This is a genomic window from Rhizobium sp. NZLR11, from assembly GCF_019685115.1.
GTDB lineage: Bacteria > Pseudomonadota > Alphaproteobacteria > Rhizobiales > Rhizobiaceae > Rhizobium.
In genome coordinates this window covers 59,504-75,105 of the sequence record NZ_JABDWD010000008.1, presented here as the reverse complement: position 1 = coordinate 75,105, position 15,602 = coordinate 59,504, and the positions used below count along the sequence as shown (strand labels likewise).

Below are 15,602 nucleotides of genomic sequence, written 5' to 3'. Positions count from 1 at the left end.
GGCAACAACTCCCGAGCTAGAGATGTCCAAGACCACGCGCGCGACACAGGTTCTTTCCCAGGCAGGCGTCGCCTTCACGGTCCATGCCTATGACTACGACCCGGGCGCCGAGCGCGTCGGCCTGCAGGCGGCGGAAGCCCTTGGCGAAGCGCCGCACCGGGTGCTGAAGACGTTGATGGCGGAGGTGGACGGCAAGCCGGTCTGCGTCGTCGTGCCGTCGGACCGCGAAGTCAGCATGAAGAAGCTTGCGAGCGCCTTTCACGGCAAATCGGCCAATATGATGAAGCCGGCCGATGCCGAGCGGCTGACGGGTTATCATGTCGGCGGCATCAGCCCCTTCGGCCAGAAGAAATCCATGCCGACGGCGATCGAGGAAACCGCCCTGGCCGAACCGCTCGTCTATATCAATGGCGGCCAACGCGGACTGCAGGTGCGGCTCGATCCAAAGGATGCGTTGAAGGCCTTGAAAGCGGTCGGCGTATCGTTGATCGCCTGATCAAAGGAAACGAGCCAGTAAAGCTGTTATGGTATTTGCCTCGGTCTCGGCAAGCTTGCAGCCAATATGGGTTTCGATCGACCTAGCATAGACCGCCCACATGCGCTCTCGCAGCTGCAGCCCGGCATCGGTGATCACGACCCAGCGGCCGCGCGCATCCTCGTCGAAGGTCTCGCGGTGGACCAAGCCCTCCCTTTCCAGCCGGTCTACCAGACGGGAGAGATTATATTGGGCAAGCAGTGTCCGTTCTTCGATCTCATAGGGACGCAATCGCCCGCCCTTTGCCCTCGCCAGCTCCCAAAGCACGTCGTACCAGGAAAGCGTCGGCATTTTCGCCGCCTTGAAATCGATTTCGATCGCCGCAAGCAGACGATCGCTGGCGCGCATGATGTGTATCCATGCGCTGGTCGCGGCTTCGCTCGGCGTCGGGGACTTATCGGACATAGATGCAGTTACATTTAACTTGAACGCCGGCGCAATCGCTATTATATGCATTTGCATCTATCATCGTTATTGATATTTTCAGCCGCGGCGTGCGGCATCAGGAGAGCGCCATGAGCAAGCTTACATTGATCAGCCACCACCTCTGCCCCTATGTGCAGCGCGCCGCGATCGTGCTTCTCGAAAAGGGCGTGCCGTTCGAGCGCATCAACATCGATCTTGCCAACAAGCCGGACTGGTTCCTGAAAATCTCGCCGCTCGGCAAGGTGCCGCTGCTGCGGATCGAACAAATGGATGGCAGCGAGGCCGTGCTGTTCGAAAGCAGCGTCATCTGCGAATATCTGGAGGAAACGCAGGTGGGAACTGCGCTGCATCCGGCCGATCCGCTGACCCGCGCCCGTCATCGCGGCTGGATGGAATTCGGCACGTCCGTGCTGTCCGATCTCTGGGGTTATGAAACGGCGCAGGATGAACTGCAGCTGGAGGCCAAGCGCAAAGCGCTCATCGCAAAATTCACGACGCTCGAGGGCGCGCTGGGCGACGGGGCCTATTTTCCCGGCAGTGGCTTCAGCCTCGTCGACGCCGTCTTCGCGCCTGTGTTTCGTTATTTCGATCTCTTCGACACGCTCGGCGACAGCGGCATTTTCGACGGGCTCGAGCGGGTAAAGCGCTGGCGCAAGGCGCTGTCAGAGCGCGCGAGTGTCCGAGCCGCCGTTGGCGAGGATTACCCCGAGCGACTGACGGATTTCCTCAACAAACACAACTCGATCCTGCTTAGGCAGCCTGCCGCCGCCTGAGCGCGCAAGTGGCCGGGTGTCGATCCGGCCGCTGGCAATTCGGTAGCGGCGCGCTTCATTTTCGCCGCAAACGGGTCTAAGTCTGCCAGCCTTGAGAACGTCGATGACAAAAGGCAGGTTGAACCATGACTTTCATGCCCCAGAGCCAGAACACCATTGATCCCGTCAAGCTGGAGAAGCTTGCGAAAGTTGCCGTCAAGGTCGGGCTGCAGCTGCAGAAGGGTCAGGATCTGGTGATTACCGCGCCGGTGGTGGCGCTGCCGCTCGTTCGCCTGATCACCAAACACGCCTATCAGGCCGGCGCCGGCCTGGTCACCGCCTTCTATTCCGACGAGGAAACGACGCTTTCGCGCTATCAGCATGGCAGCGACGAGAGCTTCGACCGCGCCTCCGGCTGGCTCTACGAGGGCATGGCCAAGGCCTATGCCAACGGGGCGGCCCGGCTGGCGATCGCCGGCGACAATCCTTTGCTGCTTTCCGAGCAGGATGCCGACAAGGTCGGCCGCGCCAATCGCGCCACATCAACCGCCTACAAGCCGGCGCTGGAAAAGATCTCGAATTTCGACATCAACTGGAACATCGTCTCCTATCCCAATCCATCCTGGGCCAAGGTGGTCTTCCCCGACGATCCCGAGCCGATCGCCATCGCCAAGCTCGCCAAGGCGATCTTTGCCGCCTCGCGCGTCGATGTCAGCGATCCGGTCGCCGCCTGGGCCGAGCACAATGCGAATCTCGCCAAGCGCTCCGCCTGGCTGAACGGCGAGCGCTTCGCCTCGCTGCATTTCCAGGGACCGGGCACCGACCTGATGGTCGGGCTTGCCGACGGGCATGAATGGCATGGAGGCGCGTCCACCGCCAAAAACGGCATTACCTGCAATCCCAACATCCCGACCGAGGAAGTCTTCACCACGCCGCATGCGCTACGCGTCGAAGGCCATGTTTCCAGCACCAAGCCACTTTCGCACCAGGGCACGCTGATCGACAATATCCAGGTGCGCTTCGAAGGCGGCCGCATCGTCGAGGCCAAGGCCTCGCGCGGTGAAAAGGTCTTGAACAAGGTGCTCGATACCGACGAGGGTGCGCGCCGGCTCGGCGAAGTGGCGCTGGTGCCGCATTCCTCGCCGATCTCGGCCAGCGGTATCCTGTTCTACAACACACTGTTCGACGAGAACGCCTCGTGCCACATCGCGCTCGGCCAGTGCTATTCCAAGTGCTTCCTTGACGGCGCAACACTGAGCCAGGAGCAGATCAAGGCGCAGGGCGGCAATTCCAGCTTGATCCATATCGACTGGATGATCGGCTCTGATAAGGTCGATATCGACGGCGTCAAGCCCGATGGCTCGCGGGTTCCGGTGATGCGGCAGGGCGAATGGGCCTGACCGGCATCATTATGCGCTGACTGAGCCAGACGCTGGCAAGCACCATGGCGAGGCCGGCGATCTGCGCCGGCGCCAGGCTCTGGCCGAGCGCCAGCCAGCCGAGTAGGGTCGCGACCAGCGGGCTCAGAAAGCCAAGCGAAGAGACTGCCGAGGGTTCGATGCGCGACAGGCCGCGAAACCACAGCAAATAGGTAAAGGCAGCGCCGATCAGGCCGAGATAGGCGATGCCGGCAATGTTTGCGAGGCTCGGTGCCGGCAGCGCCGGTTCGAGGCAAAGCGCAAAGGGCACCAGCAGGATGCCGCCTGCCGTCAATTGCCAGGCGGTGAAGGTGAGGTTCGAGACCGGCGGCGCCCAGCGCCGTGTCAGCACCGTGCCGAAGGCCATCGAGACGGCGCCGGCGAGACCGGCGGCGACCCCTACGGGATCGAGCCCCGCCGTAGGCGTCAACACCAGCAACCCGACGCCGGCCATGCCGGCAAGACCGGCCAACACGGCGAGCTGCCGGACCGGCTTGCCGAGAAAAAGCCGCGACAGCGCGATGACGATCAGCGGCTGCACCGCGCCGACCGTTGCGGCAACGCCGCCCGGCAGCCGGTAGGCGGAGACGAAGAGCATCGCCCAGAAGAACGAGAAGTTCAGCGCGCCGAGAACGAAGGTCCTTCCCCACCAGATGCCGGACGGCAGCTTTCTCACCAGCAGCAGAAGCAGCAGGCCGGCCGGCAGCGCCCGCAGCATCGCCACCGTCAGCGGATACCCGGCCGGCAGCAATGCGGTGGTGACGATGTAGGTGCTGCCCCAGATGGCGGGTGCAAGTGCGGTCATCGCAAGATCGGTGGCATAGCCAGAATTTATCTTCATCTCAAGAATCTCTATTTCAAGACAAATCCATCCTATCGGTTCTTATCTTGACGTCAAGATAATGAATGCTATCGGTGGATGATGAGCGAAGACGGCAAGATCGACCATGTCGACAAGATCCTGGCGCAATGGCGACGCGAGCGGCCGGATCTCGACGTCGAACCGATGGGCATCCTCGGGCGCCTGAAGCGCCTCGGCACCCATCTCGGCCGCGAGGTAGAGGCGGTGCTGCTGAAGCAGGGGCTTTCGTCCTCCGCCTTCGACGTGCTGGCGACGCTTCGCCGCGCCGGTGCGCCCCACCGGCTTTCGCCGGGCGAGCTCCTCGAGATGACCATGGTCAGCTCCGGCACGATGACGAACCGCATCGACCAGCTGGAAAAAGCGGGCCTCGTCGAGCGGATCCTCAATCCCGACGACCGCAGGAGCGTGCTCATCGCGCTGACGGAAAAGGGACTTGCGACGGTCGAGACCGCTGTCGACGCCCATGTCGCCAATCAGCACCGGCTGTCGAAAAACCTGAGCGCTGCCGAGAAGGCGGACCTCGACAGGCTGTTGCGGAAGCTGCTTGCGGATTTCGAGTAATTTTCGCACGCTTGCCGGTGATGATGAACACTGCGGTTATGCCATGCAGCATTCCGGGGCCTGCTTCGAAGGCTCAGAGATGGCGGCATTCGGGGAGAAATCCTGCCGCTCTTGCCGCATTGCTTCTGCAATCATATCGGCATCCTCATTGCTGATGCCGAACAGACCGAAACGGAGCTGATAACCCCAATTGGGGCCGACCTGCGTGAAGGCGAGCCGGCCGAGCAGCGGCCGGATCAAGGTTTCCTCCGCAGGCCGCCAATCGACATCCCGCCGCCAGGGCCTGAAACCGCTTTCCAACTCCACCTGGTAAGGCGCGCCATCGTGTGCCAGACCGATCGCGGTGAAAGCTTGCAGGCGGTCCTTGCCGCCAAAGACGACAGTGGGCGAGTAGTAGATCACACGATCCCCAGGCGTGATTCGCCTGAGGGGTGACGCCTTGCCGTGACAGACCTGCATGAAACCGGCTTGACGGCCGATGCGGACATGCTCTGCGGAAGCGACGGCGATCCAGGCATTGGCCATGGCTCAAACCGCCTCGGACACGGTATAGACCCGCAGGCGATGCCCATCGGGATCGGCCGCGACGAAGCTTCGGCCGAAGTCAAGATCGGTCGGCGCCATGACGATGTTGGCGCCCTTGGCCTGCCAATCGGCATGGGTCGCATCGACCTTGCCGGCCGTGGAAACCTTGAACCCTATCTCGCTGCCGCCGCCGGCTGCCGCCGGCGAGGGCTCCACACCGGCTTTGCCCCAGAGACCGAGCCCCAGGCCGGACGGCAAGATAAACATGGCGAAGGTTGCACTTGTCTCTACGGGCTCCTGCCCAAGCAGCGTGGTGTAGAAGCGGGCGCTGGTCGGGGCGTCGGTCACGTAGAGAAGAATGCTGTTTTTGTCGGTCATAAGGATCTCCTGTCGATGGTTGGACGTTATGACCTTATGAAATGATACTGCCAGAAACTGGCAGTATCATTTGTCTCCTTGCGATATTCCCTGACCCTCCCGCCACTGTTTCAGCAGTGCCTGCCTGCGCTTGGGATAGCGGGCGTCGAGCGCTTCCGCATGGGCAATTCGATCCGTGCGAAAAGAACGGAAATCCTGGCGGAGTTCGCACCAGCCGAGGAGCACACGCACCTGATCGAAAAAGGCCAGCGCAAACGGCCATACCACACGCTCCGACCCGACGCCGGCTCCATCGCGATAGGACAGGGAAAGCTTGCGTTCGGTGCGGATCGCCTTGCGCAGAAGGGCCGGATCGACGGAGTCGACAGGAATGCCGACGCCAGGTCCCACCAGAAGCGCAGAGGCGTCCAGCTCGTCACGCAGCTCGGTCGGCAACACGGCGGCGATCCGTGCCAGCGCATTTCGCGCCGCATCGCGCAGATGACCGTCGGCTCTGTCCGCCACCCACCGGTAGCCGAGCACAAGCGCTTCTATCTCTTCCGGCGGAAACATCAGCGGCGGCAGGAGAAATCCCGGTTTCAAGACATAACCAACGCCCGGCTCACCCTCGATCGCGGCGCCCTGGGCCTGAAGGCTGGCGATATCGCGATAAAGGGTGCGGATACTGACGCCGATTTCGTCGGCCAGCACCACGCCACTCACCGGCCGACGGTGGCGGCGCAGCACCTGGAGAAGATCGAGGAGGCGTTCTGAACGGGACATGCAGACAAACTATACATTCTTGCCACTGCCAGATAGTGGCAGGATCAGACTGCGCGTTTTGCTCAAATTGCTAGAAAAGACTTCCCTGCTTCGATGGATCGCCGGCTTCCGGCTTGGCAGGCCGCCTCTTCAGCGAGGTTGGCGGCATGCCGCCTTCGGTGGTCACCGCGCCGATGCGGCCGTCGGAAAATTCGATCGAGACCGCCGCACCTGCCGAAAGAGCTGTGGCCCCGGAGACCGGCCTGTCCTCGTCGTCGCGGATCACCGCGTAACCGCGCTTCAGCACATTCTTGTAGGAGAGCGACTGCAGCACGCGGTCCTGCGCCGCAAGCGCGGCTTTTGCCCGAATCAGCCGATGGGATGTCGCGGTATCGGCGTGCCTGACGAGATTGGCGAGATGGTCGCGGGCGCGGCCGGTCTGCGCCTGCAGGCGGGCGGGCAGTGTGGCGAAGACCGCCTCGGCACGGTCGACCCGCGATTTCGAACGGTCGATCAGCCGCTCGACCATGCGCTCGGCCCGCCCGATCCGCTCGTTCAGCGTCTGGCGGCGCTCGGCGATGCGGCCGGAGAGCAGATCAGGGCGCAAATGCGCGGCCACGCGCTCGAAGCCGCGACGCTTGTTGATGGTGTTGAGCTCCAGCCCGCGGCCGAGGCCGGCCGCCGCCTCGTCGAAACGCCGGCGCGGCAAGGCGAGAAGCTGATCGAGCGACGGCAATGCCCGCATCAGCGCCCGGACGGACTGGCGACGCTGATCCATCTGCCGGTTCATGCAGCCCTGCAGCCGCGCGGCAAGGGCGGCGGCCTGGGCCTCGAGCTCCGCCTTGACCGGCACCGCCATTTCCGCAGCCCCTGTCGGCGTCGGCGCACGGACATCGGCGGCATAGTCGATCAGCGTCCAGTCGGTCTCATGACCGACGGCCGAGATCAGCGGGATCCGGCTTTCGGCCGCAGCACGCACGACGATTTCGTCGTTGAAGCTCCAGAGATCTTCGAGGCTGCCGCCGCCGCGCGCGACGATCAGCACGTCGGGGCGGGGAATGGCGCCGGCCGGCTCCAGCGCGTTGAAGCCGCGAATGGCGTTCGCCACCTCCTCGCCGGACCCCTCGCCCTGAACCTTCACCGGCCAGACGAGGACATGCACGGGAAAACGATCGGAGATGCGGTGAAGAATATCGCGGATTACCGCACCGGTCGGCGAGGTGACGACGCCGATCACCCTTGGCATGAAGGGCAGCCGCTTCTTGCGGGCGGCATCGAACAGGCCCTCGGCGCCAAGCTTGCGCTTGCGCTCCTCGATCAGCGCCATCAGCGCGCCGGCGCCGGCCGGTTCCAGCGTCTCGATGACGATCTGATATTTCGAAGAGCCGGGAAAGGTGGTGACCTTGCCGGTGGCAATGACCTCCATGCCTTCTTCCGGGCGGAATTTCAGCCGCGAGAAGGTGCCCTTCCAGATGACGGCATCGATGCGGGCACGGTCGTCCTTCAGCGCGAAATAGGCATGGCCGGAGGAGTGTGGGCCACGATAGCCGGAGATCTCGCCGCGCACGCGGACCTGGTCGAAGGCGGTTTCGACGGTGCGCTTGATCGAGCCGGAAAGCTCCGAAACCGAATATTCGGCAAGGTTGGTCGGCGAATCGCTGTCGAAGACGTTGCTCATCCCTTCTTTCTATGTCCATCGGCGGCAAACTGGAAGGTCGCGGTCATCGCCGAGATCTGTTTTCCGGGATGTCGAGGTCGTTGGCGGCGGGCGCACGCTACGCCACGCATGCTCACCATGCGGCCGTGGCAGCTTGGCGGATGAACAACGAAATCGGGTAAATCCGTTTGGTTGCGGAACGTATAGTTAGAATGCGCGTTATAGACGAAAGGAGTTGCTAACCACCGCAATACAAAGGCTTTTCGGCGGTGGCCGCCGGTAAATCTTTGTTAGTTGGCGCTTCCTATGCTTCCCCTCGTTATCTCTGGGAAGGTGCTGAAATGATTATTCTCACAGCAGCAGCATTGGGCATTAGCGCCGGGCAAACCCGCTCGGCTGCCGCAATCGCGCTGGTCGCCGCTCTGATAGGAATAACGTTCGCGGCGGCGGCGATAACCTCGCCCGGACCAGTGTCGATCCTGGCGTTCGTCTATGCCGTGCTCGGCTTTAATGGCGGCCTCATGCTCTTCGTTCTCGGGCTCTTTGCCAATGCGCGTCGTCGTCGCGCGACACGTGTTTCCCACTAAATTTTTTACCGAAAGCTGCCGGCGTCAGTTCGCCACCGGCCGATAGCGAAAGAACTGAACGCCCACCTCCGCTGCCTTCGGAAGCGGCTCCAGATAGGGCGGGATATTGCCCTTGCCGAGCTCAGCATAAAGGCCATCCGGTTTCAGCTTGGCAATCTCGCGCGTCTGCGGGTCATTGGGGCAGAAGCCAACCACCGTCACCCCTGTCCCCTTCAGGAAGGCCTCCGCCTCCTGCGGCTCCGCCAGGCCGATATGCAGTTCCGTCAGCATGCCGCCCTGATTGCGATGATATGGCGCCGAAAGAACCCGGTTTTTCGTAAAGCGAAGGATCGGAACGCCCATCTGCGACGGTGCGGAGATCAGCCCGTCCGGAAGCCCGGCAAGCGGCGCCAGTGCCTCTTTCGAGGTGCAGGAAAGCACCTTTGCCGCCGCCGCCTTCTTCTGCGCGCCATTGTCCATCTGCAGCGAGACAAGTCCGCCGGCGACCGCCCAGGCCGCCGGGACGCTCGCGAGCACCGTCACGATATAGACGAAGGCGGCGGCAACATTGTCGCTGTCGCTGTTGGAGATCCGCCTGATATCGATGATCAGCAGCGCAAGCGGCAGAATGGAGAGCAGGTTTGAGAACGTCGCGCCGCGCACCTGGACCAGCGCGATCGCCCAGCTGGTGGCGAGCAGGAAGAGCAGCACCAGATGGATCTGCATGCGGTCGCGCCGAACGATACGGAAGATGCAGACGGCCATGCCGAACAGGCCGGCCGCATAGAAGGCACCGATCGAGAAGGGATCGGTGCGCGCGAGCACGAAGGCCGACTGCGCTTCCGACACGTTCCTCAGCCAGAGTTCGACCAGCATCGGATCGAGACCGGCCAGCGGGTCGCTCAGGCATTGCGGCGCAATCACCATCGCCGAACCGAGAACGCCGGCACCGACGAGGCCAAGCGCGGCAAAGCGCAGGGAGCGACGCAGGCCGCTCGCAAAGACTGCCGAAAACAGCATCAGCCCGCCGCCGATCGCCGCCAGGCTGTAATAACCGAGCGAGAGATTGTCGCAGGTAACCATCGAATAGAGCCGGGGCGGCACCGTTGCGACAAAGAGCATGCTGATGGCAATCGCCAGCGCCAGGCCGAAGGCCCCTGCGGCAACCGCGAAATTCTGCCCCTCCCATGCCCAGAGTAAAGCGACGGTCAGGCAGACGGCGGCGACGAAAGGCGTCGTCTCGGCGCCGATGGCGATGGCGACCGCTGCGGCGATGCCGGCGACCGCATAGCTCCAGCCGCGGCGTTCCGGATCCAGAAGCATCGCGACCATCGTCGCGACAAGTCCCAGCTGCGCATTGTGATGATCGATGGCTCCAGGCGCGAAACGGCTGCCGGTGTAAATCGCAAGGCCGGTCATGGCGAGACTGAGATGCATGCCGGCAACTCCGCCGATACGCCGCCCGGCGACGGCCATGGAGAGCATGGCGGGCAGGACGAGCGATACCGGCCAGACGGCGAGCGCCAGCGCCTCAGCGGTCTCGTGGGGCGTAAACAGGCCGAAGAACCAGATCAGCGAAGCTATCGGCAGATCGATCAGCCTCGACCAGTGCATCAGCGTGCCGCCCTCGAGGCCGAGGCGGTATTGCATTAGATCGAACCAGCCCTGCCCGGCGAGAAGATCGCGAACCTCGATGAGACGCATTCCGTCGTCATTATCGGGACCGACGTAATCAGTAGCGGTGGATAGCTTGGTGACAAGGAGGATAGCGGCGAGGATGACGCTATAGATAATGACGGTTGGCCAGAGGCGCATCAGCAACCTGCTCAGCCCTCCCCTTGGAGCAGTGGTCACGGAGGAGGCATTGGCGATCGGCTGCACAGCGTTCATCGTGGTTAGCGCTTCGTTTCAGATGGCCGAAGCTTAGCGATCGCCGATCAAGAAAGTGTAAAGCCGTTTGCGGAAGTGCCGATTTTGCCTGCGTCATAGGGTCTTATTAACGGCGGGTGATTTAGGCTGAGTGCGGCTTTCAGTGTAACGAGTAGAGTCATGGCCCGATCGCGTACCGATAATCCCAATATTGCCGTCCTGCTTCCCTGTTATAATGAAGCCGCGACGATCGGCGCGGTCGTGCGGGGTTTCCGCGCGACGCTGCCGGATGCTGCGATCCACGTCTACGACAATAATTCCACCGACGGCACCGCGCTGCAGGCGATGCTTGCCGGCGCGCATGTCGTGCGCGAGCGACGCCAAGGCAAGGGCCACGTCGTACGCCGCATGTTCGCCGACATCGACGCCGATATCTACATCATCGCCGACGGCGACGGCACTTACGCGCCTAGCGATGCCGAAGAGCTGGTGCGCACACTGCTGACCGAGCGCGCCGACATGGTTGTGGGAACCCGGCGCGGCGTTCGTGCCGATGCCGGCCGTCAAGGCCATGCGCTCGGCAACCGGCTTTTCAACCTGCTCTACCGGACGATCTTCGGCCCCGACTTCACCGATATCTTTTCCGGCTACCGCGCTTTCTCGCGCCGCTTCGTCAAGAGCTTCCCAGCGGTATCGGGCGGCTTCGAAATCGAAACCGAGATGTCCGTGCATGCCTCGCGGCTGAAGCTTCCGGTCAGCGAACTCGAACTCGACTATGGCCGCCGGCCGGAAGGCTCGCACTCGAAGCTTTCGACATTTCGCGACGGCGCCAAGATCCTCTGGATGTTCGCGATGCTGATGAAGGAAACCCGGCCCTTCGCCTTCTTCAGCGCGATCAGTGCCATCTTCATGCTGACGAGCCTCGGCTTCATGGCGCCGGTGCTGGCGGAATATTTCCAGACGGGTCTCGTCAGCCGCATGCCGACCTGGGTGCTGTCGACAGCGCTGATGATGATCTCCTTCATGCTTTTTACCGCCGGCGTCATCCTGGATTCGGTTGCCCGCGCCCGCGCCGAACAGCTTCGTATCCATTATATGAGCCTGGAAACGCCGAGCGCCGTCAAAGCGCCGCTCGGCGAAGCAGGGCCGGTATCGCGCGCCCGCCCCCGCAAGGCGGATGCGGCATGAGAAAGCTCATCCGTTTCGCGATCGCGGGCGGCATCGGCTTCCTCGTCGATGCCGGCGTGCTGTCGGCGCTGCTGCATCTGACGCCGCTCGGGCCGTTTCTGGCGCGGCTCGTGGCGATCGCGGCTGCAATGGCGGTGACCTGGATTTTCAATCGGAGCTTCACCTTCGACCGGTCCAGCCGGTCGCTGGCCGCCGAAGGCTTCCGCTATGGCTCGGTCGGGGTAACGGCAGCGCTCGTCAATTACGGGCTTTATTCCGCACTTCTGCTTTCGCTGCCGGCACTTCAGCCGCTTGCGGCCATGGTGGTCGCCAGCCTCGCCTCGATGGTCTTCAGCTTCTTCGGCTATTCGCGCTTCGTCTTCCGCGCCGAATGATTAGAGCGCCGCGCGTCACTGGACGCGCAAAGGACGCTCTAACACTTTAAATTGGCGCATAATCGCTTCCGATTTTCGGAAAGGATTATGCGCTAGACGGCTTCCCAGCCGTCTTTCTCGCTGGCGCGGTAGATCGCGTCGATCACCTTTTGGTTCAATTTCGAATTTTCGAGCGTGACGATCTCCTCCTTGCCACCTTTCACCGCCCGGGCGAAGGCTTCGACCTGCCGCTTGTATTGACGGCTGTCCTGGAAGCGGAAGATGCGTGATTCATTGTGGCTGCGATCGGCAAGCTCGATTTCCTCAGGCCCCCAGCGATTGGCGTTGAACGGCGACTTGACCTCGATGTAACCTTCGGTGCCGTGGAAGACCATGACCTGACGGTTGGCCATCTGCGTCGAGATATAGAAGCTCAGCTCGAAATCGCCGAAATCGGCCTTGACGCTCGAATAGATATCGGTGCCGAAATCCGGATCACGCTCGGTGATCGCCTGGATCCAGAGCGGCTCCTTGCCGGTGGAAAAACGCGTGCCCATCACGGGATAGACACCGATATCGGGAAGGCCGCCGCCGCCGAGTTCGGGAACGTTGCGCATGTTGGCGGGATCGCGGTTGAAATAGGTGAAGGCGCCCTGCACATGCCGGAGCGTACCGATCGCGCCCTCGTCGATCAACGCGCGCACCTTCTGCCAGACCGGCGAATAGGTGATCATATAGGCTTCGGTGACCACCACCCGGTTGCGGTCGCGGGCGGCAATCAGATCGTCGATGTCATCGGCCTTCAGCGCTAGGGGCTTTTCGCAAAGCACGTGTTTGCCGGCATCGGCTGATTTGATCGACCATTCGATATGCTGCGAGGTAGGCAGCGGGATATAGACGGCGTCGATGAGGTCGGAGGCCAGCATCTCCTCGTAGGAGCCGAAGGCATGCGGCACGGAGAAGCGGTCGGCCATCTCCCTTGCGCGCGTGAGATCACGGCTGGCAATCGCCGTGACGACGCAATTTTCCGCGTCCTGGATTGCCGGAACGACATTGTCACGGCCGATCTTCGCCGTTGAAATGATACCAAAACGCAGCATGATCCAAACCTCCCAAACAGATTTCCGCGAACCATATTCAGGCCTTAGCCACGGCGCAATGGTGCGGGCTGAAATCACGGAAGTTTGCCTTCCCGGATGCCCGGAATGCGCTAGGTTGCTGCAAGGCGGCGTTCTGCCGTGTCCACGATTTCAAACACATCACCATATTGGAGAGCGTCATGGAAATGCGCCGGCTTGGAAAAACGGGTCTTTCGGTCGCGCCGATCGTCATCGGCGGCAATGTCTTCGGCTGGACGGCCGACGAGAAAGCATCCTTCGCCATTCTCGACGCCTTCTTCGACGCTGGCCTGAACACGATCGATACGGCGGATGTCTATTCCGCATGGGTCCCGGGCAACAAGGGCGGCGATTCCGAGGAGATCATCGGGCGCTGGCTGAAGCAGGCCAAGGTTTCCCGCGACCAGGCGGTCATCGTTACCAAGGTCGGCTCGGACATGGGGCAGGGAAAGACACTGAAGGAGAGCTATATCCTCAAGGCGGTCGAGGATTCGCTGCGCCGGCTGCAGACTGACTATATCGACCTCTATCTGTCGCACTGGCCGGATGCCGATACGCCGCACGAGGAAACACTCGGCGCCTATGCCAAGCTGAAGCAGCAGGGCAAGATCCGCGCCATCGGCTGCTCGAACTATGATGCGACGCTGCTGCAGGCCTCCTTCGACGCTGCCGAAAAGGCCGGCCTGCCCCGTTACGATGTGGTGCAGCCGGAATATAATCTTTATGAGCGCGCAAGCTTCGAGGGGCCGCTCGCCGATCTCTGCGTTGAAGAGGACATCGGCGTCATCACCTATTTCAGCCTGGCTGCCGGCTTCCTCACCGGCAAATACCGCAGCAAGGCCGATACGCAGGGCCGCGCCCGCGAGGGCCGGGTTTCGACCTATTTCGACGACAAGGGTCTGCGCATTCTTGCCGCGCTCGACACGGTTTCTGCCGAGACCGGCGCCAAGCCCGCCGAAATTTCGCTCGCCTGGCTGCTGCGCAAGAAAGGCGTGACGGCGCCGATCGCCAGCGCCACCAGCCTTTCGCAGCTTGAAAGCCTGGCGAAATCGGCGACACTTCAGCTTTCCGATGACGCAATGGCCCTGCTCGACCAAGCCGGGAACTGAAAGAAAGAGCCCATGACCGTGACGATCCGCGATGCCCGCGCCGAGGACGAGAGCCGCTGGCGCGAACTTTGGGCGGCCTACCTCGCCTTTTACGAAGTCACGGTCGATGCCGATATCACCGATTCCACTTGGCGCCGGGTTTTCGATCCGGCGTCGGCGATCGCCATGCGGGTCGCCGAGGTCGATGGCAGGATCATGGGCTTTGCGCTCTATCTCACCCATGAGGGCACATGGATCCGCGGCAGGGACTGCTATCTCGAAGACCTGTTTGTCGATCGCGATGCACGCGGCAAAGGGGTCGGGCGGGCGCTGATGGACGACCTCGTCGCCACCTGCAAGGCCAAGGGCTGGTCGCGGCTCTATTGGCATACGAGCGAACAGAACAAGACGGCCCGGGCGCTCTACGACAGCTATGTCGAGAGCGACGGCCATATCCGCTACCGCATCAGCTTTTGAGTCTGGGAAAACCTTAGTAGAAAGCGGCGTGATCGCCCTCCCAGTTCGCCATGCCCGGTTTGGTCGGGATGCCGCGCGGGCTGATATAACTCTGGATGGTAGCGTCGCCTTGGGTAAAGGATGCCCACGATGGGCCCGCTTCATGCGGCGACGCTACCCCTCGGTGGCTAAAGCGCGTCGCATGTAACTTGATTCATTCGACGCGCTTTAGCTCTTTGTTTTTATGCATGTCGTTTTCCGGGAACCGCTGCACACTTCCCGGCGACATGCATTAGTGAGCGGTGTAGGCCCCGTCGACCATATGACAGCTTCCAGTAATGAAGCTTGCCTGTTCCGAAAGGAGAAAACATACGAGAGCCGCCACTTCATCGGGCGATCCACGCCGGCCCATTGGCTGCAACGAGTTCAATCTCCGAGTGCTTGTCACAGGCTCACACAGAATCGGCGTTTCGATCCAGCCGGGGGCAACTGCATTGATCCGAATACCCATACGCGCGTACTCGATCGCAGCGGCCTTCGTGAGGCCGATGACCCCGTGCTTAGCCGCGGTATAGGCCGATGCCAGTGGCAATGCAACGGAACCGAGAATGGAGGACATGTTTACGATGGCCCCGCCTACGCCGGCTTGCAGCATGGCGGCAATCTCATATTTCATGCAATAGAATGTACCGTCCAGATTGACGCTCATCAACTTGCGCCATTGGTCGAGCGGGTAATCCGCGGTAGCGGTCCGGACGCCAGTCAGCCCTGCATTGTTCACCGCTAGGTGGAGGCCACCACATTTCTGGACGGCAAACTCAACCAACCGCTCGACCGCATCGGCGATGGTGACATCGACGGCGAAATCGACAGCCTTCCCTCCCTGCGTCCGTATATCAGTAGCAACGCGGTCGGCACTATCGGCATCAATATCCGCGACGATGACCTCTGCCCCCTCAAGAGCAAGTTGTCGCGAAATCGCAGCGCCAATCCCCGACCCCCCACCTGTCACAATCGCAACTTTTCCGTCGAAGCCAAGCTCCATTCCCGCCCCCCAGTTTTACTCGATCCTAATCGAACAGAGGCGGGTCGTGCATGCAAGAATTTTA

The 15,602-nt window shown here is 62.0% G+C and carries 18 protein-coding genes; 9 read left to right on the top strand and 9 right to left on the bottom strand.

From position 1 onward, the window contains the following. Positions 1-22: 22 nt before the first annotated feature. Positions 23-496: a Cys-tRNA(Pro) deacylase gene (gene ybaK / locus HJB83_RS15810; RefSeq protein WP_207582565.1), complete on the top strand. Its 474-nt coding sequence runs from the start codon at positions 23-25 to the stop codon at positions 494-496. On the opposite strand, the gene HJB83_RS15805 is transcribed toward ybaK, so the two are convergent. Next, a complete protein-coding gene (locus tag HJB83_RS15805) occupies positions 497-940 on the bottom strand; it encodes a MarR family winged helix-turn-helix transcriptional regulator (RefSeq protein WP_221132388.1) in 444 nt (147 codons plus the stop codon). It abuts the gene before it with no gap. Positions 941-1,050: 110 nt separating this feature from the next. On the opposite strand from HJB83_RS15805, the gene HJB83_RS15800 reads away from it, so the two are divergent. Continuing rightward, positions 1,051-1,734: a glutathione S-transferase family protein gene (locus HJB83_RS15800; protein ID WP_207582563.1), complete on the top strand. Its 684-nt coding sequence runs from the start codon at positions 1,051-1,053 to the stop codon at positions 1,732-1,734. 125 nt (positions 1,735-1,859) lie between these two features. Further along, a complete protein-coding gene (locus HJB83_RS15795; RefSeq protein WP_221132387.1) occupies positions 1,860-3,113 on the top strand; it encodes an aminopeptidase in 1,254 nt (417 codons plus the stop codon). On the opposite strand, the gene HJB83_RS15790 is transcribed toward HJB83_RS15795, so the two are convergent. Further along, positions 3,061-3,972 (bottom strand): EamA family transporter, encoded by a 912-nt coding sequence (locus HJB83_RS15790; RefSeq protein ID WP_221116671.1) that lies wholly within the window; start codon positions 3,970-3,972, stop codon positions 3,061-3,063. The genes HJB83_RS15795 and HJB83_RS15790 overlap by 53 nt on opposite strands. An 81-nt stretch (positions 3,973-4,053) precedes the next feature. Here HJB83_RS15790 and HJB83_RS15785 point away from each other — a divergent pair, with 81 nt between their 5' ends. Next, a complete protein-coding gene (locus tag HJB83_RS15785) occupies positions 4,054-4,554 on the top strand; it encodes a MarR family winged helix-turn-helix transcriptional regulator (protein WP_207584238.1) in 501 nt (166 codons plus the stop codon). A 36-nt stretch (positions 4,555-4,590) separates the two neighbouring features. Here the strand turns inward: HJB83_RS15785 and HJB83_RS15780 are convergent, their stop codons facing one another. The 4 genes from HJB83_RS15780 to xseA form a co-directional block, all read right to left on the bottom strand. After that, positions 4,591-5,079: an EVE domain-containing protein gene (locus HJB83_RS15780; RefSeq protein WP_221132386.1), complete on the bottom strand. Its 489-nt coding sequence runs from the start codon at positions 5,077-5,079 to the stop codon at positions 4,591-4,593. A 3-nt stretch (positions 5,080-5,082) separates the two neighbouring features. Continuing rightward, entirely contained in the window at positions 5,083-5,457 is a 375-nt protein-coding gene (locus HJB83_RS15775; RefSeq protein ID WP_221116670.1) for a VOC family protein, read from the bottom strand. Positions 5,458-5,523: 66 nt separating this feature from the next. Beyond that, complete coding sequence (locus tag HJB83_RS15770) at positions 5,524-6,219, bottom strand: YafY family protein (RefSeq protein ID WP_221159570.1); 696 nt, start codon at positions 6,217-6,219, stop codon at positions 5,524-5,526. A 70-nt stretch (positions 6,220-6,289) separates the two neighbouring features. Next, complete coding sequence (gene xseA, locus HJB83_RS15765) at positions 6,290-7,876, bottom strand: exodeoxyribonuclease VII large subunit (RefSeq protein ID WP_221132385.1); 1,587 nt, start codon at positions 7,874-7,876, stop codon at positions 6,290-6,292. Positions 7,877-8,196: 320 nt separating this feature from the next. On the opposite strand from xseA, the gene HJB83_RS15760 reads away from it, so the two are divergent. Beyond that, a complete protein-coding gene (locus HJB83_RS15760) occupies positions 8,197-8,442 on the top strand; it encodes a hypothetical protein (RefSeq protein WP_221132446.1) in 246 nt (81 codons plus the stop codon). 24 nt (positions 8,443-8,466) lie between these two features. Here the strand turns inward: HJB83_RS15760 and HJB83_RS15755 are convergent, their stop codons facing one another. Then, complete coding sequence (locus HJB83_RS15755) at positions 8,467-10,311, bottom strand: hypothetical protein (protein WP_221132384.1); 1,845 nt, start codon at positions 10,309-10,311, stop codon at positions 8,467-8,469. 159 nt (positions 10,312-10,470) lie between these two features. Between HJB83_RS15755 and HJB83_RS15750 the strand changes: the two genes are divergently transcribed. Both HJB83_RS15750 and HJB83_RS15745 read left to right on the top strand, forming a co-directional pair. Then, positions 10,471-11,478: a glycosyltransferase gene (locus HJB83_RS15750; RefSeq protein ID WP_221132383.1), complete on the top strand. Its 1,008-nt coding sequence runs from the start codon at positions 10,471-10,473 to the stop codon at positions 11,476-11,478. Further along, positions 11,475-11,852 carry a GtrA family protein gene (locus tag HJB83_RS15745; protein ID WP_221132382.1) on the top strand — a complete coding sequence of 126 codons (378 nt, stop codon included), beginning with the start codon at positions 11,475-11,477 and terminating at the stop codon, positions 11,850-11,852. The genes HJB83_RS15750 and HJB83_RS15745 overlap by 4 nt, the downstream gene beginning before the upstream one ends. Positions 11,853-11,944: 92 nt before the next feature. On the opposite strand, the gene HJB83_RS15740 is transcribed toward HJB83_RS15745, so the two are convergent. Next, positions 11,945-12,931 (bottom strand): Gfo/Idh/MocA family protein, encoded by a 987-nt coding sequence (locus HJB83_RS15740; protein WP_207582553.1) that lies wholly within the window; start codon positions 12,929-12,931, stop codon positions 11,945-11,947. 179 nt (positions 12,932-13,110) lie between these two features. Here HJB83_RS15740 and HJB83_RS15735 point away from each other — a divergent pair, with 179 nt between their 5' ends. Continuing rightward, the gene (locus HJB83_RS15735; RefSeq protein ID WP_207582552.1) at positions 13,111-14,058 is read left to right on the top strand and encodes an aldo/keto reductase; all 948 of its coding nucleotides are present in this window, start codon (positions 13,111-13,113) and stop codon (positions 14,056-14,058) included. Positions 14,059-14,070: 12 nt separating this feature from the next. Next, a complete protein-coding gene (locus HJB83_RS15730; protein WP_207582551.1) occupies positions 14,071-14,514 on the top strand; it encodes a GNAT family N-acetyltransferase in 444 nt (147 codons plus the stop codon). Positions 14,515-14,785: 271 nt separating this feature from the next. Here HJB83_RS15730 and HJB83_RS15725 read toward each other — a convergent pair whose 3' ends face one another. Continuing rightward, a complete protein-coding gene (locus HJB83_RS15725; RefSeq protein ID WP_207582550.1) occupies positions 14,786-15,538 on the bottom strand; it encodes an SDR family NAD(P)-dependent oxidoreductase in 753 nt (250 codons plus the stop codon). Positions 15,539-15,602: the final 64 nt, after the last annotated feature.

Excerpts from the sequence above, each read along its gene's own strand:
- ybaK (WP_207582565.1), top strand. The coding sequence starts at position 23 with ATGTCCAAGACCACGCGCGCGACACAGGTTCTTTCCCAGGCAGGCGTC.
- HJB83_RS15805 (WP_221132388.1), bottom strand. The coding sequence starts at position 940 with ATGTCCGATAAGTCCCCGACGCCGAGCGAAGCCGCGACCAGCGCATGG.
- HJB83_RS15800 (WP_207582563.1), top strand. The coding sequence starts at position 1,051 with ATGAGCAAGCTTACATTGATCAGCCACCACCTCTGCCCCTATGTGCAG.
- HJB83_RS15795 (WP_221132387.1), top strand. The coding sequence starts at position 1,860 with ATGACTTTCATGCCCCAGAGCCAGAACACCATTGATCCCGTCAAGCTG.
- HJB83_RS15790 (WP_221116671.1), bottom strand. The coding sequence starts at position 3,972 with ATGAAGATAAATTCTGGCTATGCCACCGATCTTGCGATGACCGCACTT.
- HJB83_RS15785 (WP_207584238.1), top strand. The coding sequence starts at position 4,054 with ATGAGCGAAGACGGCAAGATCGACCATGTCGACAAGATCCTGGCGCAA.
- HJB83_RS15780 (WP_221132386.1), bottom strand. The coding sequence starts at position 5,079 with ATGGCCAATGCCTGGATCGCCGTCGCTTCCGCAGAGCATGTCCGCATC.
- HJB83_RS15775 (WP_221116670.1), bottom strand. The coding sequence starts at position 5,457 with ATGACCGACAAAAACAGCATTCTTCTCTACGTGACCGACGCCCCGACC.
- HJB83_RS15770 (WP_221159570.1), bottom strand. The coding sequence starts at position 6,219 with ATGTCCCGTTCAGAACGCCTCCTCGATCTTCTCCAGGTGCTGCGCCGC.
- xseA (WP_221132385.1), bottom strand. The coding sequence starts at position 7,876 with ATGAGCAACGTCTTCGACAGCGATTCGCCGACCAACCTTGCCGAATAT.
- HJB83_RS15760 (WP_221132446.1), top strand. The coding sequence starts at position 8,197 with ATGATTATTCTCACAGCAGCAGCATTGGGCATTAGCGCCGGGCAAACC.
- HJB83_RS15755 (WP_221132384.1), bottom strand. The coding sequence starts at position 10,311 with ATGAACGCTGTGCAGCCGATCGCCAATGCCTCCTCCGTGACCACTGCT.
- HJB83_RS15750 (WP_221132383.1), top strand. The coding sequence starts at position 10,471 with ATGGCCCGATCGCGTACCGATAATCCCAATATTGCCGTCCTGCTTCCC.
- HJB83_RS15745 (WP_221132382.1), top strand. The coding sequence starts at position 11,475 with ATGAGAAAGCTCATCCGTTTCGCGATCGCGGGCGGCATCGGCTTCCTC.
- HJB83_RS15740 (WP_207582553.1), bottom strand. The coding sequence starts at position 12,931 with ATGCTGCGTTTTGGTATCATTTCAACGGCGAAGATCGGCCGTGACAAT.
- HJB83_RS15735 (WP_207582552.1), top strand. The coding sequence starts at position 13,111 with ATGGAAATGCGCCGGCTTGGAAAAACGGGTCTTTCGGTCGCGCCGATC.
- HJB83_RS15730 (WP_207582551.1), top strand. The coding sequence starts at position 14,071 with ATGACCGTGACGATCCGCGATGCCCGCGCCGAGGACGAGAGCCGCTGG.
- HJB83_RS15725 (WP_207582550.1), bottom strand. The coding sequence starts at position 15,538 with ATGGAGCTTGGCTTCGACGGAAAAGTTGCGATTGTGACAGGTGGGGGG.